Origin of the sequence: Hominifimenecus sp. rT4P-3, assembly GCF_051055405.1 — a bacterium.
Lineage (GTDB): Bacteria > Bacillota > Clostridia > Lachnospirales > Lachnospiraceae > Pseudolachnospira.
Window position 1 is genome coordinate 2,049,110 of sequence record NZ_CP167068.1, and the last position, 24,182, is coordinate 2,073,291.

At 46.7% G+C, this 24,182-nt stretch carries 24 protein-coding genes; 7 read left to right on the forward strand and 17 right to left on the reverse strand.

Translation table 11 applies throughout. The features are described 5' to 3' along the window. The first annotated feature begins 106 nt into the window (after nt 1–106). From ACCC71_RS09535 to ACCC71_RS09545, 3 genes are all read left to right on the forward strand, one after another. On the forward strand, nt 107–2,656 hold the full coding sequence (locus ACCC71_RS09535) for a heavy metal translocating P-type ATPase (protein WP_434309396.1): 2,550 nt from the start codon (nt 107–109) through the stop codon (nt 2,654–2,656). Nucleotides 2,657–2,821: 165 nt separating this feature from the next. Next, a complete protein-coding gene (locus ACCC71_RS09540) occupies nt 2,822–3,556 on the forward strand; it encodes an ABC transporter ATP-binding protein (RefSeq protein WP_434309397.1) in 735 nt (244 codons plus the stop codon). Next, a complete protein-coding gene (locus tag ACCC71_RS09545; RefSeq protein WP_434309398.1) occupies nt 3,557–4,483 on the forward strand; it encodes a SufB/SufD family protein in 927 nt (308 codons plus the stop codon). A gap of 113 nt (nt 4,484–4,596) precedes the next feature. Here the strand turns inward: ACCC71_RS09545 and ACCC71_RS09550 are convergent, their stop codons facing one another. From ACCC71_RS09550 to argR, 3 genes are all read right to left on the reverse strand, one after another. Further along, nucleotides 4,597–4,779: a hypothetical protein gene (locus ACCC71_RS09550; RefSeq protein WP_434309399.1), complete on the reverse strand. Its 183-nt coding sequence runs from the start codon at nt 4,777–4,779 to the stop codon at nt 4,597–4,599. A 2-nt stretch (nt 4,780–4,781) separates the two neighbouring features. Next, entirely contained in the window at nt 4,782–5,546 is a 765-nt protein-coding gene (locus ACCC71_RS09555; RefSeq protein ID WP_434309400.1) for an NAD(P)-binding domain-containing protein, read from the reverse strand. 67 nt (nt 5,547–5,613) lie between these two features. Continuing rightward, nucleotides 5,614–6,114, reverse strand: coding sequence for an arginine repressor (gene argR, locus ACCC71_RS09560; protein ID WP_434309401.1), 501 nt, complete (start codon nt 6,112–6,114; stop codon nt 5,614–5,616). 181 nt (nt 6,115–6,295) lie between these two features. Here argR and ACCC71_RS09565 point away from each other — a divergent pair, with 181 nt between their 5' ends. Beyond that, on the forward strand, nt 6,296–7,303 hold the full coding sequence (locus ACCC71_RS09565; RefSeq protein ID WP_434309402.1) for a glycosyltransferase: 1,008 nt from the start codon (nt 6,296–6,298) through the stop codon (nt 7,301–7,303). 109 nt (nt 7,304–7,412) lie between these two features. On the opposite strand, the gene ACCC71_RS09570 is transcribed toward ACCC71_RS09565, so the two are convergent. The 7 genes from ACCC71_RS09570 to ACCC71_RS09600 all read right to left on the reverse strand — a co-directional run bounded on the left by ACCC71_RS09570 (nt 7,413) and on the right by ACCC71_RS09600 (nt 14,723). Next, a complete protein-coding gene (locus tag ACCC71_RS09570) occupies nt 7,413–8,435 on the reverse strand; it encodes a hypothetical protein (RefSeq protein WP_434309403.1) in 1,023 nt (340 codons plus the stop codon). A 234-nt stretch (nt 8,436–8,669) separates the two neighbouring features. Continuing rightward, nucleotides 8,670–10,094, reverse strand: coding sequence for a YfcC family protein (locus tag ACCC71_RS09575; RefSeq protein WP_434309404.1), 1,425 nt, complete (start codon nt 10,092–10,094; stop codon nt 8,670–8,672). 123 nt (nt 10,095–10,217) lie between these two features. Continuing rightward, complete coding sequence (locus tag ACCC71_RS09580) at nt 10,218–10,649, reverse strand: DUF2000 domain-containing protein (RefSeq protein ID WP_434309405.1); 432 nt, start codon at nt 10,647–10,649, stop codon at nt 10,218–10,220. A 13-nt stretch (nt 10,650–10,662) separates the two neighbouring features. Beyond that, nucleotides 10,663–11,496, reverse strand: a complete 834-nt coding sequence (locus ACCC71_RS09585; protein ID WP_434309406.1) for a helix-turn-helix domain-containing protein — start codon at nt 11,494–11,496, stop codon at nt 10,663–10,665. Nucleotides 11,497–11,703: 207 nt separating this feature from the next. Further along, nucleotides 11,704–12,696: an ornithine carbamoyltransferase gene (argF, locus tag ACCC71_RS09590; RefSeq protein ID WP_434309407.1), complete on the reverse strand. Its 993-nt coding sequence runs from the start codon at nt 12,694–12,696 to the stop codon at nt 11,704–11,706. Between the two features lie 46 nt (nt 12,697–12,742). Then, a complete protein-coding gene (arcA, locus tag ACCC71_RS09595; protein WP_434309408.1) occupies nt 12,743–13,969 on the reverse strand; it encodes an arginine deiminase in 1,227 nt (408 codons plus the stop codon). A 91-nt stretch (nt 13,970–14,060) separates the two neighbouring features. Further along, complete coding sequence (locus tag ACCC71_RS09600) at nt 14,061–14,723, reverse strand: Crp/Fnr family transcriptional regulator (RefSeq protein ID WP_434309409.1); 663 nt, start codon at nt 14,721–14,723, stop codon at nt 14,061–14,063. A gap of 103 nt (nt 14,724–14,826) precedes the next feature. On the opposite strand from ACCC71_RS09600, the gene ACCC71_RS09605 reads away from it, so the two are divergent. Further along, nucleotides 14,827–15,537, forward strand: a complete 711-nt coding sequence (locus ACCC71_RS09605) for an ATP-binding protein (protein ID WP_434309410.1) — start codon at nt 14,827–14,829, stop codon at nt 15,535–15,537. A 101-nt stretch (nt 15,538–15,638) separates the two neighbouring features. On the opposite strand, the gene ACCC71_RS09610 is transcribed toward ACCC71_RS09605, so the two are convergent. Further along, on the reverse strand, nt 15,639–16,952 hold the full coding sequence (locus ACCC71_RS09610) for a nucleoside recognition domain-containing protein (protein ID WP_434309411.1): 1,314 nt from the start codon (nt 16,950–16,952) through the stop codon (nt 15,639–15,641). A 159-nt stretch (nt 16,953–17,111) separates the two neighbouring features. Beyond that, a complete protein-coding gene (locus tag ACCC71_RS09615) occupies nt 17,112–18,044 on the reverse strand; it encodes a DDE-type integrase/transposase/recombinase (protein WP_434309412.1) in 933 nt (310 codons plus the stop codon). 223 nt (nt 18,045–18,267) lie between these two features. On the opposite strand from ACCC71_RS09615, the gene pyrB reads away from it, so the two are divergent. Both pyrB and ACCC71_RS09625 read left to right on the forward strand, forming a co-directional pair. Next, nucleotides 18,268–19,194, forward strand: coding sequence for an aspartate carbamoyltransferase (gene pyrB / locus ACCC71_RS09620; protein WP_434309413.1), 927 nt, complete (start codon nt 18,268–18,270; stop codon nt 19,192–19,194). Nucleotides 19,195–19,206: 12 nt separating this feature from the next. Beyond that, entirely contained in the window at nt 19,207–19,638 is a 432-nt protein-coding gene (locus ACCC71_RS09625; protein WP_434309414.1) for an aspartate carbamoyltransferase regulatory subunit, read from the forward strand. A gap of 136 nt (nt 19,639–19,774) precedes the next feature. Here the strand turns inward: ACCC71_RS09625 and ACCC71_RS09630 are convergent, their stop codons facing one another. From ACCC71_RS09630 to ACCC71_RS09650, 5 genes are all read right to left on the reverse strand, one after another. Next, the gene (locus ACCC71_RS09630; RefSeq protein ID WP_434309415.1) at nt 19,775–20,665 is read right to left on the reverse strand and encodes a sensor histidine kinase; all 891 of its coding nucleotides are present in this window, start codon (nt 20,663–20,665) and stop codon (nt 19,775–19,777) included. Nucleotides 20,666–20,672: 7 nt separating this feature from the next. Further along, entirely contained in the window at nt 20,673–21,503 is an 831-nt protein-coding gene (locus ACCC71_RS09635) for an ABC transporter permease subunit (RefSeq protein WP_434309416.1), read from the reverse strand. Then, nucleotides 21,496–22,410, reverse strand: a complete 915-nt coding sequence (locus ACCC71_RS09640; protein WP_434309417.1) for an ATP-binding cassette domain-containing protein — start codon at nt 22,408–22,410, stop codon at nt 21,496–21,498. Before ACCC71_RS09640 ends, ACCC71_RS09635 begins: the two co-directional genes overlap by 8 nt. Nucleotides 22,411–22,501: 91 nt before the next feature. Beyond that, nucleotides 22,502–23,167 carry a response regulator transcription factor gene (locus ACCC71_RS09645; protein ID WP_434309418.1) on the reverse strand — a complete coding sequence of 222 codons (666 nt, stop codon included), beginning with the start codon at nt 23,165–23,167 and terminating at the stop codon, nt 22,502–22,504. A gap of 98 nt (nt 23,168–23,265) precedes the next feature. Next, entirely contained in the window at nt 23,266–24,180 is a 915-nt protein-coding gene (locus ACCC71_RS09650; protein WP_434309419.1) for a radical SAM protein, read from the reverse strand. Nucleotides 24,181–24,182: the final 2 nt, after the last annotated feature.

Here is a 24,182-nt window from a genome sequence, read left to right on the forward strand (position 1 = left end):
CAACAAAAAGTAATATTTTTTCCAGAAAATCCTTGACAAAACCGAGTTGATATATTATCATATGAACAGTGATTCATATATTCATATTCACAAGAGGTGAACTTCTATGAAAAAGAAAATCTATGATATCCACCATATCGATTGCGCTAATTGCGCCGCAAAAATCGAGCATAAAATCAACCAGCTCCCGGAAGTCCAGGAAGCAATCCTGACCTTTGCTACAAAGCAGCTTCGTATTACAGCCGAAGATCCCGATGCCCTTCTTTCTCAAATCCAAGCAATCGCGGAGGCTGTGGAACCCGGCGTTATCATCGCCGAAAAACAGGACCGACGCCCGAACAGCTCATCCGGGAACCCGTTCACAAAAAAAGTTTATTATATCCATAACATCGACTGTGCCAACTGCGCGGCCAAAATCGAGCGTAAAATCAATCAGATGCCAGAAGTCCAGGAAGCGATTCTGACCTTTGCCACCAAGCAGCTCCGCATCACTGCCGAGGACCCCGATGCGATTCTGCCGGAAATTCAGGCTGTAGCGGACGCTGTGGAGCCTGGCGTGGTGATCACCAAAGACAGAAAAGCGCCATCTTCCATCGGAGCTCATGACCATAGAAATCACGAACATCAAGAACACGAACATGACGGACACGACCACCATGAGCACGACGGACACCATCATCATGAATGCCATGAGCATGAACACTCCGGCTGCAGTTGTGGCTGTGAACATGGACATCTACACGCGGAGGAAACGCAAGCTTCCCCTCACACCACGGATGAATCCGAACATAACCATCCTCACAGCCAACAATCGGTTTCTTTCCAGCAGATATTAACCCATCCCTTAACTGCTATCATCAGCGGTGCTGTTTTATTTTTGGCGGGAGAGCTGACCGAATCCATTCCAACGCTCTCATTTGCTGCTTTTTTGGCCGCCTATCTGATTCTCGGCGCGCCTATTTTAAAAACAGCGGGGAAAAATTTATTGCGAGGGAAAATTTTTGACGAAAATTTCCTTATGAGCGTCGCCACTTTAGGCGCTTTTGCCATCCGCGATTTCGGGGAAGCCGTCGGCGTCATGCTCTTCTACCGAATCGGAGAATACTTTGAGGACCGCGCCGTAGAGCGCAGCCGAAAACAAATTATGGAGGCCGCGGATCTCCGCCCTGAAACGGTTCAGCGTATCGAAAATGGCCGTACAGAGACCATTCCCGCGGAAATTGCATTTGCAGGCGATATTCTTCTGGTCCGCCCTGGCGACAGGATTCCATTAGACGGCGTTATCATCGAAGGGGAAAGCCGGCTGGATACCTCGCCGCTGACCGGCGAACCGGTGCCAGTCCCAGTGACCGTAGGTTCCTCGGTTCTCTCCGGCTGTGTCAATACTTCCGGGCTTTTGAAGCTTCGCGTGGAAAAGCCGCTGGAAGAGTCCATGGTCAGCCGTATCTTGGAATCCGTCGAAAATGCGGCGGCCGGAAAACCCCAGATGGAACGTTTTATCACTCGATTTGCCAGGATTTACACACCGATTGTGCTGCTTCTGGCTCTTGGCACCGCGGTAATCCCTTCTCTTTTTACAGGAAACTGGAATTACTGGGTCTACACCGCTTTAACCTTCCTGGTCATCAGCTGCCCCTGCGCTCTGGTTCTCAGCGTCCCGCTGGCATTTTTCTCCGGCATCGGCGCTGGTTCCAAACGTGGAATTTTGTTTAAAGGCGGCCTGTCCCTGGAAGCCATGAAAAAAGTAAAAGCCATTGTCATGGACAAAACCGGCACCATCACCGAGGGAACCTTTGCGCTGCGGTCTCTGGAGCCGGCCGGTGATTTCTCCGAAGAAGCGTTACTGCAACTGGCTTCTTCCTGTGAAATTTCATCCACCCATCCCATTGGCCAGAGTATCCGCGACGCCGCTTCCGCCAGAGAAATCTCGGATCTTCCGGCAAAAGACCTGAAAGAAATTGCCGGTGAGGGCATCCAAGCAATTTTAGACGGTTCCGAAGTGCTCTGCGGAAATCGCCGCCTGCTGGATAGAAACAACATCTCCTATCCCAATCTACCAGTTCCCGCCGGCAGCGAGGTCCTGGTCGCCAAAGATGGGGTATATATCGGGCGACTCTTGATCTTTGATCAGTTAAAAGAGGACTCGGTCTCTGCGATTTCTCAGTTAAAAGCGCAAGGACTGAAAACCGTCATGCTAACCGGCGACACAGAAGAAGGCGCCTCCCAGGTGGCCGCGCAAATCGGCGTGGATCATTACCGGGCCCGCCTTCTGCCAGATGAAAAGCTCTCTGCTTTGCAAGAAGTGCGAAATACCTATGGCCCAGTCATGTTTGTCGGAGACGGCATCAATGACGCCCCGGTTTTAGCTGGAGCTGATGTAGGCGCGGCCATGGGAAGCGGGGCAGATGCTGCGATTGAAGCAGCAGACGCCGTATTTATGACTTCCCGGTTAAGCGCGATCCCGCAGGCGCTGAAAATCGCAAGGACGACCAATCAGATTTCCATTCAAAACGTGGTTTTTGCACTGATCGTCAAGATTCTGGTTATGATTCTCGGACTGACGGGAAAAGCTTCTATGTGGATGGCCGTATTTGCCGACAGCGGCGTCGCCATGCTTTGCGTTTTGAATTCCATCCGCGTCCTTTACAAGAAATAAGTATTTTCTCTCATAACGAAAAAAAGCAAATAACGCTGGGAAAACCTTGCCCCATGCGTCTCACCTGTGCTATACTGTGAACTTAGGGGATTTTATCTCCAGGCGCAGTATAGCACTTTTTATTTCGGACGGACAGCCGTTCCAAACTTACAAGGAGGATTACCATTGCTTACGCTAGAAAATATTTCCTTTGACGTGCCGGCGGAAAAGGGAGAAATTGGCATCATCCAGAACGTGAGTCTCACCATTGAGGACAACCAGTTTCTGGTCATTACCGGCCCCAACGGAGGAGGAAAATCTACGCTGGCCCGGCTGATCGCCGGTATTGAAAAACCAACCTCCGGCCGCATTTATTTTAACGGAGAGGACATTACGGAAAAAAGTATTACGGACCGCGCCAATATGGGCATCAGTTTTGCCTTCCAGCAGCCGGTACGTTTTAAAGGCGTTCAAGTGTTAGACCTGATCCGGCTGGCCGCCAATAAGAAACTGACGCCTGCCGATGCCTGTGAATATCTGTCGGAAGTCGGCCTCTGCGCCAAAGACTATATCAACCGAGAAATCAATTCCAGCCTTTCCGGCGGCGAGTTAAAAAGAATCGAAATCGCCACCGTACTGGCCCGTTCCAGCAAACTGTCGGTCTTTGATGAACCGGAAGCCGGCATCGACCTGTGGAGTTTTCAGAACCTGATTCAAGTTTTTGAAAAGATGCGTGAGCAGACGCAAGGGTCCATCATGATTATCTCCCACCAGGAACGCATCTTAAATATCGCTGACCGCATCGTCGTAATCGCAGACGGCCGTATCACCAAGGAAGGCCCCAAAGATCAGGTGCTTCCTGAGATTTTAGGGACCGCTTCCGCCGTAGACGCATGCAAGTATTATCAGGAGGGTAAATAAATGCAGGGAATCGACGAAATTCAGCTGCGCCTTTTGGAAGAAATTGCAGGGCTGCATGAGGTACCGGAAGGAGCCTTTAACATTCGCGCCAACGGCCAATTGGCCTCCCGCCACAATACTGCCCATATTGAAATTGTATCCAAAGAGGATGGCAGCGGCATTGATATTCATATCAAACCTCATACGAAAAAAGAAAGCGTCCATATCCCCGTCGTGCTCAGCCAAAGCGGATTGACCGATCTGGTATACAATGATTTTTACATCGGCGAGGACTGCGACGTCACCATCGTAGCTGGATGCGGCATCCATAACGGAGGTGACGCGGCATCCCAGCACGACGGTATCCATCGCTTTTTTGTGGAAAAAAATTCGAAAGTGAAATACGTAGAAAAGCACTATGGAAGCGGCGATGGACGTGGAGAACGGATCATGAATCCCACCACGGAAGTTCATCTGGCAGAAGGCAGCTGCATGGAAATGGAAATGGTACAGATCAAAGGGGTGGATTCCACCAAACGGAATACCAGTATTGATCTTGCCGCGGACGCGAAGCTGGTGATCAAAGAACGCCTGCTGACCCACGGTACGCAAGATGCTGTCAGTGAGATCATCGCTCATTTAAACGGCGATGGTTCCAGCGCCAATATCCTCTCTCGTTCGGTAGCCAAGGACGATTCCACCCAGACTTTCATCGCGAAGATTTTTGGAAATGCCAAATGCGCGGGCCATACCGAATGCGACTCCATCATCATGGGACACGCGAAAGTCAGCTCCATCCCGGAAATCACGGCCAATAATCCGGACGCCGCTCTCATTCATGAGGCCGCCATCGGAAAAATCGCCGGCGAACAGATCATCAAGCTGATGACTCTTGGATTGACGGAGGAAGAAGCCGAAGCGCAGATTGTAAATGGATTTTTGAAATAAAAAAAGCATCCTTTGATGAAAGTACTGCCAAAACAGGCATGCTTTCCCAAAGGATGCTTTTTCTTTTCCCAAATATATTCGTTCGTCATGGCTGTTTTTTAAGGCAGCACCACTCACTGCTCCAAATCAACTGCCCTCTTCATCACTTCACAGCTTCCGCTATGCACGCAGTTCGGATAATCACAGTCGGTTTCCCAATGGGTACCTTCCTCATCCGTCCAGCACTCGCAGATTACCATGCGATTTTGATTCCAGGTACGACAATACCCATTGACGATCCGCTCTTGCTCTTCCATCTCTATTTTCTCCTGACCCGTTCCAAAACCGGGTCCAAAGCCGCCTGCCATTCGTCCAAAGCGCCTTTTTCTTCCAGGTAATTTAATGCCTGCCAGTTCAATCCCCCCGGCGTCATCTCCCCTGCCAGTTCTTCCAATGTCCCTGGAAATGCCTCCGCCATCTGACATAAAGCGCCCCAATAAGAAGTCAGGTAAGTTCTTGCCTGATCTTCCCGCAATCCCTTTTCCCGGCACCAATCTACTACTTTTGCCAAAAGCATATAATATGGACTCATCAGCGCGGTTGAGGTACGAAAAATCGACATTTGTTCCGGCGTCTCGGCTTCTACCACGGTCCCTAAAACGGAAAGCAGCTCTTTTGCCTCCTGCACGGGAGGACACAGAACCACCGGCCCAATCCGCTTCGCAGCAAAGGGAAGAGGCACGACGTCCACAAAAACAGCCAAAGGACCCGTCAGCTTTTCTGCCTCCGCGAAATCCAAAGTAGGAACCAGACTGATCAATTTTTTCTCCGGGGTAAAATGAAGTTCCCGTAATACGTTCATCGCCTGCTGGGGGAGTACGGCCAAAAAAATCCAATCTGACTCGTCCACGACCTGCTGATTGTTCCTTGCGATCCGTACCTGACTTGGATATCGTTCTTTTAACGCCTCTGCTTTCTCCTTTGACCGGGGCGTCACGATCACAGACACCTCAGAGCAGCTTTCACAAAATCCAGTCACCAGCGCGCTGCTGATAATCCCTGTCCCAACAAATCCAAGTTTCATGTAGGTGTTCCTCCCCTTCGATTTTCCCGCGCCAGGCGGCCATTTTCTCCCGCCTCCAGCCAATCGTTTACTTTCCGTTTTGGATTTCTCTTAACGTCTGCACCAATTCCTCCGCGCAGGTCTTATCCCTCGTAATCACCAAAACCGTATCGTCTCCAGCCAAAGTTCCCAGAACCCCCGGCCACTCCATCGCGTCCATGGTAGCGCAAACCGCCTGAGCCATACCGACGTCGCTGTGAATGACAACCAGATTTTGAGCAAAGTCCACATCTCGGACCGCCGCCTGATAAATCGAATAAAATTTGTGCGGCGCATGGTATTTCTCCGAAGGTTTTCCCACTTCATAGTGATAACCGCCGTTGCTATTAGCCGTCTTTACGAGACGAAGTTCCCGAATATCCCTGGAAATCGTCGCTTGCGTCACCTGAAAGCCTTCCTCTTCCAGACGTTTGGAAAGATCATTTTGTGTCGCTATTTTCTCACTGGCAATTAGCTTTAAGATCGCTTCTCGCCGCGTCATTTTCATGCTGTTCGCATCTCTACCGTCTTTCTTTTCCTTGGAAGTCATGCTGCCTCCTACTTTTCACTCCGTCCCCGCCTAAAAGCGAGAAAAAATTTATACGCTAATTTAGTATAATTATACATTCAAAAGAAATAAAATGCAAGCAACGAATCTTCTGTTTTTTCATTTCCAGAACCAATTCGCCCGAAAGAAATAAAATAAAGTAAATCACATATGAGGGAATTCCATGGCCACTATTAGTTTGTGTATGATCGTAAAAAATGAGGAAGATGTATTGGGGCGCTGTCTGGAAAGCGTGGGAAACGCTGTCGATGAAATCATTCTTGTCGATACTGGTTCCAAAGATCAAACCAGAGAAATTGCCAGACGCTATACCTCAAAAATCTTTGATTTCCCTTGGAAAAATGACTTTTCCGCAGCCCGCAATTTTTCTCTCTCAAAGGCTACTATGGAGTACTGCTTTTGGCTGGACGCCGACGACGTGATCACGCCGGAAAATCGTTTCAAGCTTTTGCAGTTAAAAGAACAGCTGACTCCGGATATTGATATGGTTATGCTGAAATATGAGATGGGATTTAACGATTCCGGCAAACCGACCTGTTCCTTTTACCGGGAACGCATTTGGAAAAATCATGCTGGATATCAATTTGCCGGTCGGGTCCATGAAGCGGTTTCCCCCGATGGGAAGCTTCTCTACAGCGATATCGCGATTCAACACAGAAAGGAAGCTTCTATTTATACAGACCGGAATCTGAAAATCTATGAGGAAATGAAGCGGGAGCAGGTCCCGTTTTGCCCCCGCGACCAATTTTATTATGCAAGAGAATTATACTATTTTGGGCGTTATACAGAAGCAATCGAGGAATTTTTAAATTTTTTGGACCATCCAGACGGTTGGGTTGAAAATAAAATAGAAGCTTGCCGCATTCTCGCCGGATGTTACCATGCCCTAGGACGGGAAGACGAGCGTGCCGAAGCCTTGTTAAAAAGTTTTGCTTATGACACTCCTCGCGGAGAAATCTGCTGTGATTTAGGGCAATACTTTATCGATCATTTCCGTTATGAAATCGCTGCCTGGTGGTACCGTCAAGCGCTGCTTGCAGAGCCATGCAGTCAAAAAGGAGGATTTTTAGCGCCAGAATGCTATCAAGAAATTCCTCTCCGCCAGCTTCAGTTATGTGAAGAGAAACTCCAAAACAAGACAAATACCTCACAACAAGCTGACGAGGTATGACTAGGCTGCTCACGGAAACCATCTTTCAAAAGCCACACAGGTTTACAAACACCAACGATCCGATAGAAACATATTCTGGAAGGAGAAGGTACCTTCAAAACTAGCAATTTTAAAGGAGAAATACGATGTTCTTTCGAAAAAGAAATAAAAAGGAGCTGACTGCCCAGGAATTTGCGTCTGTACGAGGATGCCAAGAATCCTGTGACTGCCCGAGGCCCCGCGGAAGACGAGGCCCCACCGGACCTACTGGCCCTACTGGTCCTACTGGCCCCACTGGGCCAGGTGGTGGAGCTACTGGCCCTACCGGTCCTACTGGTCCCACTGGCCCTTCTGGTCCCACTGGCCCTTCTGGTCCTACCGGCCCTTCTGGTCCCACTGGCCCTTCCGGTCCCACTGGCCCTTCTGGTCCCACTGGCCCTTCTGGTCCTACCGGCCCTTCTGGTCCTACTGGCCCTTCTGGTCCTACCGGCCCTTCTGGTCCCACTGGTCCTTCTGGTCCTACCGGGCCTTCCGGTCCTACTGGCCCTTCTGGTCCTACCGGCCCTTCTGGTCCCACTGGTCCTTCCGGTCCCACTGGCCCTTCCGGCCCCACTGGCCCTGCTGGTCCCACCGGTTCTACTGGCCCTGCTGGTCCTACTGGCCCTTCCGGTCCTACCGGCCCTGCTGGCGTTGACGGATTAGACGGTGCTACCGGTCCTACCGGCCCTTCCGGTCCCACTGGCCCTGCTGGTCCTACCGGTTCTGCTGGTCCTACCGGTCCCACTGGTCCTTCCGGTCCTGCTGGTGCTACCGGTCCTACCGGGCCTTCCGGTCCTACTGGCCCTGCTGGTCCTACTGGTTCTGCTGGTCCTACCGGTTCTGCTGGTCCTACCGGTCCCACTGGTCCTTCCGGTCCTGCTGGTGCTACCGGTCCTACCGGGCCTTCCGGTCCTACTGGCCCTGCTGGTGCTACCGGACCTACCGGCCCTTCTGGTCCCACTGGCCCTGCTGGTCCTACCGGTTCTGCTGGTGCTACCGGTCCTACCGGCCCTGCTGGTCCTACTGGTCCCACCGGGCCTGCTGGCTCTACCGGACCTTCCGGTCCTACCGGTTCTGCCGGTGCATCTCCCCGCTTATCAATTGGCACGGTCACAACAGGCGCTCCTGGCACTCAAGCTACCGCTACAATTACAGGCACTGCACCAAATTTTGTGCTTAATTTAACCATTCCCCAAGGACCTACCGGGCCGTCAACAGCTGAATAGCCAAATGCTTCAGCAATAAAAATCAATCATACCAAATGAAGCTCCAGCAACAAACTGACAGGGCATAAAACGCAGCTGGCCCTCCGAACATAGTTAACGTCCGGAGAGCCAGCTGTAAAATATCAAACCAATAGCATCGCCGCTGCTAAAATAATCAAATTCAACGCCATCAACACCACCAAGAGTTTTCCAACGAATTTTAACCAAGTCGGCCATTCAATCCGGCAGATGGAAAGCCCACCCATAACGACCGCGCTGGTCGGCGTTACCATATTGACAACGCCCGACGCCGCGCAAAAAATCATAATCATCACTTCCGGAGATAGGCCCAAACTAGCAGCTAGACCACCAAAGGTGGGCATTGAGGCCGCCGCCAATCCCGATGTGGATGGGATTAAAAAGGAAAGTCCGATATAGATAAAATATCCTCCTACAGCAAATAGAATGGGGGAAACATTTGCCAACGCCCTTGACGCGTGATCTAAGACGTAGAGATCTAACCCTGTCGTCCTCATAATGACCGAAATCCCCCTAGAAACTGCAATAACAAAAACTACTCCGATCATATCCGCCGCTCCGGAGATAAAGGCTCCGATCGCCTCTCGTTCCGGCACTTTTGCCACAAAGGCAATCAGGATCGATGAAAGTAAGAACCAGGCTTGCAATTCCTGAAAATACCACTCTCCCAAATTAATGCCCGTTAGCTGCGCGGTATTTTGAAATATAGTCACGCCAAAGCTTTCCCATGGGATCAGGCTAATCACCATGATCAAAAAGGAAAGGGCAAAGACGATTAGAACAAAACGCTGACGTTTTGGCAGTTTGGCTGCCGCCTGTTCCCCGGCTCCATCGCTGCCTTCTCCATAAGTTTCTTTTGCCGCCTCCTGCTCCGCCCGGCTCAAAATGGAGTGTCCGGATGATTTTACTTTCTTTGCATAACGCATAACAAAAATAGTTCCCGCTACCAAGGAAGTAATCCATAAAATCACGCCGATCATGATTACCAGCCCTTGGTTTATTTCCACCCCATTACCAGAGCTTTTTAGCGCGTCAATAGCTGCTGATACAGCAAAAGGGTTCACGGTAGATCCCAACACGCCAACGCCGGCTCCCACCAGTATGGTCGCTGCTCCTACCATGGAATCGAAGCCTGCCGCAATCATTGTTGCCGTGATTAAAGCATAAAATGCCATGGTTTCTTCCGCCATTCCATAGGTGGTTCCACCTAAGGAAAACAGCAGCATTAAAATTGGAATCAGCACCATTTCTCGTCCTTGAAACCGCCTTACTACCGTGGCAATTCCTGCATCTAAAGCGCCGGTCTTTGCAATCATCCCTAGAAATCCGCCTAGTATCAAAATGAAAAGACAGACGTCAATCGCGTCCAGAAACCCTTCCGGGATTGCCATCACGACTTCCGCTACCGTTGCTCCTCTCACGCCTGAAATAAGGTGCGTCAATAAAGAAATAAGTAAAATCAGCAAAAGCAGAATACTATACGCGGTAGGCATCCGCATGGCTTTGACTTTTTGTTTTCTATTTTCCATTTTTCCTCCATCCGTGCGGATGCCCGCACCTTGTTTTTCCTAGTTTTCCCCGTTCTTTCAAAATCATCCGTAAAATAATGTCTGAAATATACGCGAATCACGATAGGAAAAGAAAGAGGAATCTTATATCTTACCGTTCAGTAAAGGCATACTTCCGGTTAACTTATTGACTTTTTTCTTTGCGCCGCAGATTGCAATTCCGAAATACTGTAAGGTACTTGCAGGGATTTGGCCCATCTTTTCTATAAATTCATCATACGTTTTGCAGCCCTGCGCCAGATCCGAAAAGTCCACCACCGTGATATCTTGAAATTCCGGTTGATAAAGCTTTTCCCGGATTTCCCCGATTATTTCTGGCGACCCTCTTAAAATCGGCACAGGGAATTCAATAATGCCTAGATGCTCATTGCCGTTTTGATCGATGACATCGGGGCCGACGATTTCCGGCAGCTTCTTTCCCAGCGTAATTCCCATAATTGCCGCCGTATTTGCAATAATTCCCAATGGAAGCTTCCCATCAATTACCATGACGCATTTTTCATTTTCTAAACTCATCTTTCTACTCTCTCTATATTTTTTTCTCTGCCTCATCTCTGCCCAAAAAGATGTCCCGATAAACGCCGGGAGTAAGCCCGATAAATCGGTTAAAATAATTTGTAAAATGGCTCTGATCGGAAAACCCGGTCTGCAATGCTGCTTCCATCGGCGTAACGCCCTGTTCCAGCAGCTTTTTTGCTTTGCCAATACGAATATTTTCTAGATAGCCGTATGGCGTGACTCCTTTTGCTCTCGTAAACGCCCGCAGCAGAGCCGACTTGCTCAAACCAGCACAACGACAAATTTGTTCCAAATAAATACGCTCTCCATAATGCTGCTCCATAAAGACGCAGGCTTTTTCTATTTCTTCCGGACATGGGATACCCGGTTCAAAAGATCGTCCATATTTCTGGATAAGCATGGACAGAAGCAAAAGCAGGTACTCTTCCTTTCTGAACTCGGAGGATCCCTTCATAATCCAGTCGTGTAACGGACGCAGATAGCAGGCAGCTTCTTCATCCAAAATCACATGGCGAGAAAATTCAGGAAAATCTCGCCTGCCTGTGATTTCCTCCGCCAAGTCCAGCATCACTTCTTTGGTAATATTAACCCCCCTGTAATCTAGCGTATTACCATCGCTCTGAACGCAGGCATGATTATCGCCAGGGTTAAACAAAAGGATATTTCCCTTTTGGATGGTATATTTTTGATTTTTGCAGGACAATTCTCGTACCCCGCCCTCGATCAATCCGATTACATAGTATTCATGAAAATGATTGGGGAAGGGCTGTATGACCCCTTCCAAGCGGTAAGCCTCAACCCGCAGGTCATCATCGTAGACAACCGTCCGTACTTCTTTTTTCATAGGCATTTCCCCCTATGCAATATAGTAACACCTCCGATATCAGAACGCTTGTAAAATATCTTCATTTTTCATAAGCACATCATCTCCTGCCGCCATTTCAACTGCAAAACGCCGCCTTGATTTCCAAGGCGGCGTTACTTATAAGATCAACCGTTGTTCTCCGTTGTCTTTCCGTATGCGTTTGTAAAATGTTGTTACAAGGTATCCTTAGCAAAGCGTCGCGTACATCACCGCTTTAATCGTATGCATCCGATTTTCCGCCTCATCAAATACAACCGACTGCTTTGACTCAAATACTTCGTCCGTAACTTCCATCTCCGGTAAACCGAATTTCTCAAAAATATCTGCGCCAATACTGGTCTTCGTATCATGGAAGGAAGGCAGGCAGTGCATGAAAATCGCGTCCTGAGCCGCATTTGCCATCACCTTTGCATTCACCTGGTATTTTTGCAGCAATTTGATTCTGGTTTCCCATACTTCTTTCGGCTCTCCCATGGATACCCAGATATCCGTATAAATGACGTCGGTGCCTTTCGTACCGGCTTCTACATCCTCGGTCAAGGTTACGCTTCCGCCGCTCTCTTCCGCAAGCTTCTTGCAGACGTCAACCAGGCCCTCCTCCGGAAACAGCTCTTTCGGAGCGCAAGCCGTAAAATGAAGTCCCATCTTTGCACAAGCTACCATCAGGGAATTTCCCATATTGTTTCTGGCATCTCCCATATAGGTGAACTTTACGCCTTTCAAGCGTCCCAGCTTCTCTTCGATCGTCAAAAGATCTGCCAGCATCTGGGTCGGATGGTACTGATCGGTCAAGCCGTTCCAAACAGGGACCCCGGAAAACTTCGCCAGTTCCTCTACCAGTTCCTGCTTATATCCACGGTACTCAATTCCATCAAACATACGGCCCAGTACACGCGCCGTATCGGCAATACTCTCTTTATTTCCCATCTGGGAGCTGCCCGGATCCAGATAGGTTACTCCCATACCAAGATCTCTTCCCGCCACCTCAAAAGAACAGCGGGTTCTCGTGGAGGTTTTCTCAAAAAGCAGAACAATATTCCGCCCTTCCAGCAACCGGTGGGGCGTATGCGTCCGCTTCATATCCTTAAAGTTCTTGGACAAATCCAGCAGGTAGCGAATCTCAGCCGGGGAAAAATCCAGCATTTTCAAAAAACTTCTTCCGCGCAAATTAACAGCCATGTTCTTATCTCCTTATTCATATTTCTGATCCAGACAACCGATTACTCTATTCTCTTACCAGAGGCATACTCATGCAGCGAGGGCCTCCGCGTCCCCTCGATAACTCGGCGCTTGGAATCTCCAGTACCGTGATTCCAGCTTCCCGCATGAGATTGTTTGTTACCTCGTTTCTCTGGTAGACGACCACGACGCCGGGCGCAATGCAAAGCGTGTTGGAGCCATCGTTCCACTGTTCACGTTCTGCGGCAATTCTATCATCTCCGCCGCATTTTATCAAGGTTACCTTGTCAATTTTTAGATGTTTTTCCAGAATTTGTTCCAAACTCGTCTCCACACGGGATACTTTTAACCCATCCGGGCCATGTCCTTTGGTAATTTCATATACCACCAGCGGTCCCAGGATTCCCGGATGAATGGAAAATTTGTCATAATCAATCTGAGTGAATACCGTATCCAAATGCATAAAAGCACGACTATCGGGAATATCAAAAGCTAAAATCGTATCGATCGTGGCCAGTTCATCGGAGAACACATTTTTCGCCAACTGCTCGATCGCATCCGACTGAGTTCTTTGAGAAATTCCTACCGCCAGCACAGTATCGCTTAAATTCAGAATATCTCCGCCCTCAATGTGGAACGGGGCGTACCGGTCGTAGTAAAGGTCTACCTTTCCCGCAAAATCCGGATGATATTTGAAAATATATTCCCCGTAGATCGTCTCCCGTCCGCGGGTAAAGGAATACATCCGATTCAAACTAACTCCGTCTCCAATACAAGCAAAGGGATCACGGGTAAAATACAAATTTGGCATCGGATCAATCAGAACCTTGGAAGATTCGCTCATCATATCCACCAAAGATTCGCTTTTATTAAAGAATACTTCGCCCAGAATCAAGCCTTCCATGGATTTTTGAACTAGTTCTAAAGGTTCCTCCTGAAACTTCATCATATAGTCATAAATCCGGCGCTGCCATTTTTCTGTAGAAATCCCTGCCTCTGTGATCCATTGCATCAGGAATTTATCCCGAATATCCGCATTTTCTGCAATTACCTCTGCCATCAAATTTTCCAGGTAGACCACTTCTACTCCATGAGCCCTCAGCAGGTCTGCAAATGCGTCGTGCTCTTCTCTGGCAATCTTTAAATAGGGAATATCGTCAAACAGAAGGTGATGCAGGGTCGAAGGCGTCAGCTTTTCGATTTCCTTGCCGGGACGGTGCAAGAGCACCTTTTTCAACGGCTGGATCTCACTTTTTACATGAATTGCTGCCACTTGTTTCCTCCTTTTCCTCATCAAATTTTACTGTTATGCTTTCCCTTCCATCTACTTTTCATACATTGCTTTTACCAAAATTGATCTTCCATCAGATATTTGCTTTTTTTATCTCAAAAACATTTTTTCTATAATCAATCAAGCCATCCTGTTTCATCTTTCCCAGCTCTTTCGACAAAGCGCTGCGGTCCAGGTTCAAATAGTCCGCCAATTGCTGACGGTCAAAAGGAATCACAATTTTACTGCTTCCCTGCTCTGAAATCAGCTGGGAAAAATAAGAAAGAAGCCGCCCTCGTATTGTTTTCGGCGAGGTATGCAGGCTGCGCTTGGAAAGCTGAAGATTTTTTTGCGCGCTGATGGTGAGCAGATTTTGTATCAGCCGGTTTTGCACCCCGCAGGCAGTACAGGGTAAAAATAGCTTCGGCACGTTGATAAAGAGAATCTCACAATTTTCATTGGCCGCCACCCGAATCATCAGCGGTTCCTCCGGTATACAAGCATAGGCTTCCGCAAATACCCCTCCCGCCTTTACTATACTTAGGATACTCTGATTTCCCCAGAAATCGTCGTGTCCAATTTGGACGCTGCCAGAAAGGACAAGGCCAATATTCGTCGTAATATTCCCCTCTTCGTAGATCGTCGTTCCCTTTTTGTAACAGACTGTTTTGAAATCCAGATGCTTCGCCATCTTTTGGACATCTTCTTCCGAACACCCTCGAAATAAAGCGGTTTTGGAAATAAAATCAAAATTCATAAAAGCCTCGTTTTCGTGGTTAGAACCACATACTTTTTGTCCGTATTATAGTAGACTAACCTTGCAAAGTCAAGAATATAACCGAATTCAGGAGGTTTTCCATATGATAAGAAAAATCATAAAAATCGATGAGGAAAAATGTAACGGCTGCGGCATCTGCGCCGAGGCCTGCCACGAAGGCGCCATCGAAATAATCGATGGGAAAGCAAAGCTCACCCGTGAGGATTACTGCGACGGTCTAGGGGACTGCCTCCCTGGCTGCCCGGTTGGCGCCATTACCTTTGAGGAGCGGGAAGCGGCATCCTATGATGCGGCCGCTGTTCTTGCCGCAAAGCAAAAAAAGGAAAAAGCCGCAAGTCCCCAGCCTGCCGGCTGTCCCGGTATGCAAATGCGCCAGCTGAAACCTACGGAAACAGAGCCATCCCCTTCGCCGTCCACGGCCATAAAATCACAGCTTGGCCAATGGCCTTGCCAGATTAAGCTGGCTCCAATAAACGCCCCTTATTTTCATGACGCCAAGCTGCTGATCGCGGCGGATTGCACGGCATACGCTTATGCAAATATTCATCAAGATTTCATGAAAGGCAAGATTACGCTGATCGGCTGCCCCAAACTGGATTCTGTAGACTACAGTGAAAAGCTCACGGAAATCATAAAAAATAATGACATCAAAAGCGTGACGGTCCTGCGGATGGAAGTTCCCTGCTGCGGCGGAATAGAGATGGCGGCAAAGAAAGCATTGCAAAACAGCGGGAAGTTTATTCCATGGCAGGTGGTGACCCTATCCATCGATGGCAAAATTCTGGAAGACTAAGAAAGATGCTGCTTACGGTTTCTTTCTGATTTTTAAAAAGCGGTCCAACCGAATTTTCTGGTTGAACCGCTTTTCTATTCTATCGGAAATTCTTTGTTCTTCTATCCCAGCCCTCCAAAGAATACTGGAAATAGGAATACAGCCGCAGGTACCAGCAAAATCAGGCGTAACAGCCAGATGCCGGCCTGCTCTTTCAGATTCGTCAAACCAGGACAAGCCAGGGCTAATAGCAGCGGGGCTATGTAAACCATTTCCCCCAAAGTCATGCAAAGAATTTTCAGAGTAATTGCCGCGTTATGTACGTCAGCCAAAAGAACCGTAGGCATCACCACATCGATGAAATTCAGTACCATCACCGGCGCGTAGTAACTGACATCCGGAATTCCAAAAAGTTTCATCCACATAGCGTAAGGATAGGTCAGGATATTGACTACCGGGGTATAGGCCAGAATTAACTTCATCACAGTTCCCCAAGCCAACGTGTAGGGAATAAAACTGATCATATTGAGCATAATGGAGATTACATTGTCAACCGGATGATAACGGGTAGCCAGCGCCTTTTTCGAAGCCCCTGTCAAAGCCCTCTGTAGACGCGAGTTTGAAGATACTTGCCCCATCTGCTCCGCCGGTCTTTCCCCCACATAAGTCTCTGGAATCTTTCGAATCGGAAAAAGACGTACAACAATTACGCTGACCAGAAGCGCCGCTACGCACATGTAGAGGTAAAAGCGGCCAAAATGCTCCATCTCTCCGATTGTCTCCAGTACCAACATACTAAAGGGCATAGAAGGGATGGTCAGGCAGGAAATAATAATGACGGCTTCCCTGCGGTTATACACGGCTTTTTGAAACTGATCGACCACCATCACCACCGCCACCGTCACGCTGACAAACATCCCCGTCAGCACATTGATCACCGCAGCTCCCGGCACCTTCAGCAAGGGTTTCATAATCGGCCTCAGATAAACTTCCAAAAATTCCGAAAGGCCATAGTCGCTCAAAAGCGGCAGAAGCAGTTTGGCAATCACCATAAAGACAACCATATGGGCGCACATGGGAATCAGCGCTTCGCTCTCTTTATTCAAAAAATCCAGCGGCAAAAACAAATACGAAAATACGACCACAAAAGCCACGCTTAGAGTCACCAACTGCATTTTTTTGCCTGCAAAGTTTTTTTTCAACCTTGGACTTTTCAGAATCCATCCGACACGCAGACAGGTACCGCAAATCGTGGCGAATAGTGAAAGTCCAATAAAAGCCAGTAAAATCCAAGCGTTTAAAGGGTCCAAAATCCCTTCAAAAAAGCTCACGAAAAATTGAAACACACTCTGGTCCAACCCAGGAATTTTCACTAAAAATAGCACGATTCCCAGAACGGTTAATCCCAGGGACTTGATTACACCCTTTTTACTCATTTCCATTACTCTTCTCTCTTGCGATTTGGCGCCCGCGGAAATGCCGACGGATTTTAGTATAACTCAGTCCATAAAAAATTTCCAGCAGTAAAATACTTTTTTATTCCCCCTCTCACCTTTTTTTGGTATTTCTACTTTTGTAGGTTTGTCAATCATATGTTACACTGAGCCATTATAATCCCTAAGTACCTGAGCCGGAGTTTTCCAACCAAGAGGGCGCATGGGAAAGTTATTGTAATCCCTGCGATTGTACACTTTCAGCTGTCTGCTGAAATCTTCAAAGGAATAGAAGGTGTGCGTGGCATAAAAGCGTTCGTTGTCCTTACGGTGACTGCGTTCTACTTTGCCATTGTGCCTTGGTGTAAAAGGACGGATAAGCTTGTGGCGAATCCCATGTGCCAGCAGATGAACCTGAAACATTGTCGGCTTATCCCGTTGTGTGGTGAAGCGGTTGGTAAATTCAGCCCCGTTATCCGTTTGAACACATTCGATCGGATAGGGGAAAGCCTTTATCAAATGGTCCAAAAACTGAGCAGAAGAGTAGGTACTGTGTTCGTCAAAAGCCTCTACGAAACGCCATCTGGAGAATTCATCCAAAGCAGTGTACTGGAAGAACTTTTCGTCTTTGACATTGCTGTTGAGCAGACAAGAAGCAGGAACGAACTTGACATCGATCTGAATGCGCTGCCCGGGATGATCCATCTGCTCGTAAGGCTTAGGGATATACTTGGGATTGGGAGGATGAACGGCCATAATCCCCTGCCTTTTCAGAACGCGGTAGAGTGCGGAGATAGAGCGTGAATAGCCTCTCTGCCTAAGCTTAACCCAGAAAACAACGAGACCGTCATGGGGATTGCGTCTGCGCATATCGGAGATCAATTTCAGTTCTGCCGAAGTATGCTGATTGGGATGGTGGTGAGGTTTTCTTGAGAGATTGCGCAAAGACTGTATGGAGCCGTCGTAGCGGCGTCGCCAGCGGTAAATATACTGGCGGTTGGTACTATATTGAATAGCAGCTTTTGTAACGCCATGCTTTTCCGCATATTGAATTAGGGATAGACGATACCTCATATCTTGTGTTATACTAGCCATAGCAGAGAACTCCTTTTTGTTTGTTTTGTTGTGGTGACTAAAGTATAACACAAAGGAGGCATCTCTGCTTTTTCATTATTCAGTTGTAACACATGTATTGTAATCCTACACACCTTTTTTTGGTATTTCTACTTTTTGCTTGACAAGCCCCGGCAAAAAATTATATAATTGAAAAAATTTGCCCGGAAGGGTGGAGATTACCATAGGGAGGACAGGTGCTATTATGAAACATCTTATTGACCCGACGGATTTAAGTCTGAAAGAAATTGACGAAATCCTCAGTTTGGCGGAAGACATTATTCAAAACAGAAAGAAATATTCGGAGGTGTGTAAAGGAAAAAAATTAGCGACCTTATTTTATGAGCCTAGCACGCGGACCCGTTTAAGCTTTGAAGCAGCGATGCTGGAGCTTGGGGGCAGCGTACTTGGCTTTTCTTCTGCAGACGCCAGTTCCGCCGCCAAAGGGGAAAGCGTAGCCGATACTGCCCGCACGGTTTCCAAATATGCAGATATCATCGCCATGCGGCATCCCAAGGAAGGCGCTCCTCTCGTAGCATCGATGTATGTAGATATTCCGGTTATCAATGCTGGCGATGGCGGCCATAACCATCCGACCCAGACCTTAACGGACCTTCTGACCATCAAGGAAACCAAAAAGCGGCTGGACAATCTAACCGTGGGATTCTGCGGAGACCTAAAATTCGGACGCACCGTTCACTCTCTCATCAAACAACTTTCCTGTTATGAAAATATGAAATTCATTCTGATCTCTCCTCCTGAGCTGCAGATTCCAGATTATATCAAAGAAGAAACTTTGCTGAAAAAGAATATTCCCTTCCAGGAAGTGTGCGAGATGGATACCGTCATCAATGACCTGGATATTCTCTACATGACTCGCGTACAGCGGGAACGTTTCTTCAACGAAGCCGACTATATCCGCTTAAAAGATACCTACATATTGACACTGGAAAAATTAGAAAATGCCAAGCCAGATTTGAAAATCCTGCATCCACTTCCCAGAGTGAATGAGATTGCAACCGAGGTGGACAATGACCCTCGCGCCGTTTATTTTGATCAAGTGGAATATGGGAAATTTGTCCGGATGGCTTTGATGCTGAAACTTTTAGGTTTGGATCAGACAGTAGAATAATAGGAGGCACATATGTTAAAGGTTGACAGTATCGAAAAGGGAATTGTACTGGATCACATTCAAGCGGGAAAAGCCATGCAGGTGTATCAGTATCTGAATCTGGATCATCTCGATTGCAGTGTGGCCATCATCAAAAATGTAAAAAGCAACAAAATGGGAAAAAAGGATATCATCAAAATCAATGATACCATCGATATTAACCTGGATGTCCTGGGATATATTGACCCGAATATTACCGTCAATATCATTGAAGACGGCATGACCATAGAGAAAAAACGTCTGGAATTGCCTGAAAAAATCGTCAATGTTGTAAAATGCAAAAATCCCCGCTGCATTACTTCCATCGAACAGGAACTGGACCACGTATTTAAGCTGGCTGATCGGGAAAGCGGTGCTTACCGCTGCATCTACTGCGATCAAAAGGCAACCCATAGCCAGCCGTAATCTTCCGTTAACAGAAAAACGGCCTTTTAGGGGCGCCCTCCGTAAGGAAGGCGCCCCTATAGCCTTGTATCTCCATATATGTTTGGAAGTATTCCAAATAAAAGCCTGGGAACACAGCCCGCCGGACTTCGTTTTTTCATATCTGGAAAACGATGCGGATGCTTAGTCTGCCGTTTTCGTATTTCGCTGATATCGTCCCATTCATTTGTTCGACAAGCGTTTTAGAAATTGCTAATCCTAAGCCTGTCCCCTTTCTGGCTGCTTCTACCGTATAGAAACGGTCAAACAGCCTCCCCACCTGTATTTCATCTAATCCAGAAGCCATATTGGAAAAAGTAATTTCTCCATTCTCTGACAACGTGATTTTCAAATCTCCATCACTGTATTTTATAGCATTACTGATTAGATTAGAAAACACACGAGATAAAGCGGAACGGTCAAGCATTCGTATTATTTTTGTTTCGGATAGTTGTATTTCAGGCACAATGTTTCGTTCTGTTAAAACGGTATAAAATGCCGCAATACTTTCTTCCAATACCGTATTGATGACAACCTGCTCCTTGGTTGTATTGTCTTTCGTTGAAATGATAACGGAGTATCGGAAAAGCTCATCTGAAAGCTGTATCAAAATATCCACACGGTCTTTTATAATTCCGATATACCGATTAACAGCGTCTGACTTTTCTTCCTGTTCCAACAATTCTAAATAGCCGCAGATAGCCGTAAGCGGGGTTCGTAAATCATGGGAAATATTTGTAACTGCATTTTTTAATTCCATGTCGCCTTGTTGAAACCGGTGCCGTTCTATGCGAAGTTTACGAAGTTCTGTATTGATGGCATTTGCTAATTTACGCATATACCTATCGTTACAGGAAATGTCAATAAGAGTATTCGTATCGGTTATGAGCCTGTCGGCAAAGGCGTCTGCCAGTTCCCCTGCGGCTTTTTGTAAGATATAAATTTTCATAAACAAGGCAACAATGATGATCGCCATAATGCCTACGAAAGCCCATAACCATTCTTCCATACGAAATTTACCTCAAATTCTTTTTCTTAAAAATAAATATTCCGCAGCATGTTGTCAAAAACGTGATAACAACTGATGATATTATCATACGGATGGGATGAACGATTTCCAACTGCCACATTCTCAATCCTTGTCCCGTAGGTAAAAAATCCAGAATAAAGTCATAAACTTTACGCATTGCACCACTGACATAATTCGGATTCGGGGATGGTTCAGACATTTCCATTCCATTTAAGGTTATCTGAACACCGCTTATTGTTTCTGGTTGGCTAAGACCGCTATATAACATGCTTGTAAAAATAAGAAGCCCTAAAATCAACAGCATAGAAATCACAACAATATAGGCCTTATTTGTAACTGTCATACAAATAAATGTACAGATTCCAGAAAAAGCCATTACGAACATAACCGCAATCAATAAATATAAAAACAGCTCCGAAACATTCATTTTCCATACACCGAGAGTAGGAATAGCAACTAATGCGCCTACCAGCCACACCAGCATTATGAACAAGGTTGCTGTAATCGTAGTAATCAGACTGGCAATATAAACATCCGTTTTTGTATGACCGACTACAATTTTATTCCGGATTGTCCCATCACTATATTCCGTACCAAAAAACAAACTGCTAAACAGTGCGCAAAACATACCGATTGACACTGCAAAGTGGAAATAATATTCTTCCATACTGTAATTGTATTCTGCCATATCAACAGTTGCCTGTCTGCAGCCATTCAGCATATATACAACCGAATAAATCAACATCGTTCCCATACAAATCCAAAAGATTTTATCTCTCCAGAGACGAGAAAAATTAGCGGATAACAACTTACGCATTTTTTCCACCTCCTATGAGGCTGACATAGTAACTCTCAAGACTTTCATCACGCTCCTGCATGGAAATAACTTCACAATTTTCTTTTGCCAATGCAGCAGTTAAGCGAGATATATTAACCTTTGCATATACATCCGCCGTTTGGTCTGTTATGATTGCATAATCAATCTTCATTCCGTCAAGGACGCGGGCAAGAGCCTTCGTATCACTGACTTCCATACGGACACATTTCTTGCAAGCATCTTCTAACTCTTTCGCGCTCATTTCTTTTACAAGGCGTCCGCTATCAATAAAACCATAATATGTCGCCAACTTGGAAAGTTCATCGAGGATATGACTGGAAATCAATACTGTAATCTGTTGTTCCCGATTGAGCTTTAATATCAATTCCCTAATTTCAATGATTCCCTGTGGGTCAAGACCGTTGACAGGTTCGTCTAATACCAAGAAATCAGGGTCGCCTACAAGGGCTATTGCAATGCCCAATCTTTGCCGCATACCTAAAGAAAAGTTTTTTGCTTTCTTCTTCCCCGTATCATCAAGCCCTACTAATTTCAAAATCTCCGACAGCCCCTCAAAAGACGGCAGCCCTAAAATACGGTACTGCTGTTTCAGATTATTCTCGGCAGTCATATCAAGATAAATAGACGGAGTTTCTACAACAGCCCCCATCCTTCTTCTGGACTTTGTAATATCCTTATCCGTATTTTTCCTTCCGTAAAGTGTATAATCGCCGGATGTAGGCTCCTGCAGCCCACAAATCAGACGGATAAGAGTTGTTTTGCCAGCGCCGTTTTTCCCTACAAAGCCATAGATTGCTCCTTTGGGAACATTCATAGACAGTCCGTTTAATGCTTTAAAATCTTTGTATTTTTTACATAAAGCATTGGTTCTGAGAACATAATCCATACAACTATAACCTCCTTGTTTCATGTATTGGCATTATAGCTGCAAATAGTAAAGAAAACGGTAAAGAGAACCGTAAAGAAACAGTAAAGATTTATTCTGCCCTCATTTTAAAACCAATCCCCCAGACCGCTTCAATGTAGTCTTTGTTGTTCACATCCCGCATCTTCTTCCTTAAATTGCTGATGTGCATTTTCAATGAACTTTCTGTGCAATCTGGCGTATCTTCACTGATACGGTCTAACAACAGCGATTTCGTAACAACCTGTGTCGGATTTTGCATCAGCAATTTTAAAATGGCATATTCTGTTCTTGTCAATTTTATTTCCATATTGTTAATCTTTACAATATGAGTATTTGTGTTAAGGACAATATCTAAAAATGTTAATTCTGGAGAAACAAACATCCTTTCCGCATTTCTGAGATGTGCGGAAATTCTGGCTAAAAGCTCCCGCATGCTAAACGGCTTCGTCACATAATCAACCGCACCGCCAAGCAGCACATTAACTTTATTATCAATATCAACTTTAGCGCTCACCACGATAACAGGTATTCCCTTTATTTTCGGAAGGACATCTTCCCCATCCAATCCCGGCAGCATTAAGTCCAATAATACAAGGTCTGGTTTTGATTTAGATAACACGAATAATGCTTCTGTTCCAGAATACGCACGGGAGATTTCATATCCTTCTTTTGAAAGAGCTTCTTCAAGCACATTTCCGATATGTATGTCGTCATCAATAATTAAAATTCTTTTCATGGCTCATCAACTCCGTCTTGCTTTTTGTCTGCTTTATATCTGCCATCAGCCAAAGGATGGATCATTTCCTCTTTTCCTTTCCAGCTGTTTCCCTCCTGTTATGATTCCTTCCCCGAAAACGGCGGAATAAAACTCTCTGACGCAGTCTCCCCTTCCTGGATAAAACCATTCTCCACGCCGATCTCCAAAGCAAAATCCACCACTTTCTGGTATTCCCGGCGGGTCACTTTCCGATTTAGTTCCGGATACTCCTTTACCCATTCCATCGGCGTATACTGATTCATCACGCTGATAAAAATTTTATTTCCATAGGTCTCAAAGAGATAGCGGATCACATCCTTGGAGTCTTTCGTATGGCCTGGAAGAATCAAGTGGCGGACAATTACCCCTTTTTTGATATACCCATCCTCATCAAAAACGCATTCTCCCGTTTGCCGTACCATCTCCCCCAGCGCCCGCTTCGCTATGTCTGGATATGCTTTCGCATGGGAATAAGTCCCGGCAAGCTCTCTGTCCATATATTTGAAATCCGGCAGATAGACATCGATCAATCCATCCCAAAGCCGCAGCGTTTCTACTTTTTCATAGCCGCTCGTATTGCAGATAACCGGCAGAGAAAGGCCGCTATTTCTAGCGGCCTTTAATGCTCTGGCAACTGGTTCGGCAAAGTGCCCCGGCGTCACCAAATTAATATTGGCAGCGCCCTTTTCTTTTAACTGAAAAAATATTTCGACCAGTTCTTCTACAGTGACTTCCCAGCCAATACGGTCGCAGGCAATCACATGATTTTGACAAAATACACACTGGAGCGAACAGCCAGTGAAAAATACGGTTCCAGACCCCTTCTCTCCGGAGATACAGGGTTCTTCCCACATATGCAGGTCTGCACGGGCAATTTTCATCTTGTCCGTCATTCCACAGAACCCGCGCTCTCCCGCCGCCCGGTTTACATGACACTCCCGCGGACAAAGGACGCAGTCTTCCAGTCGATTTTTCTTATCTTCTTCCTGCACCT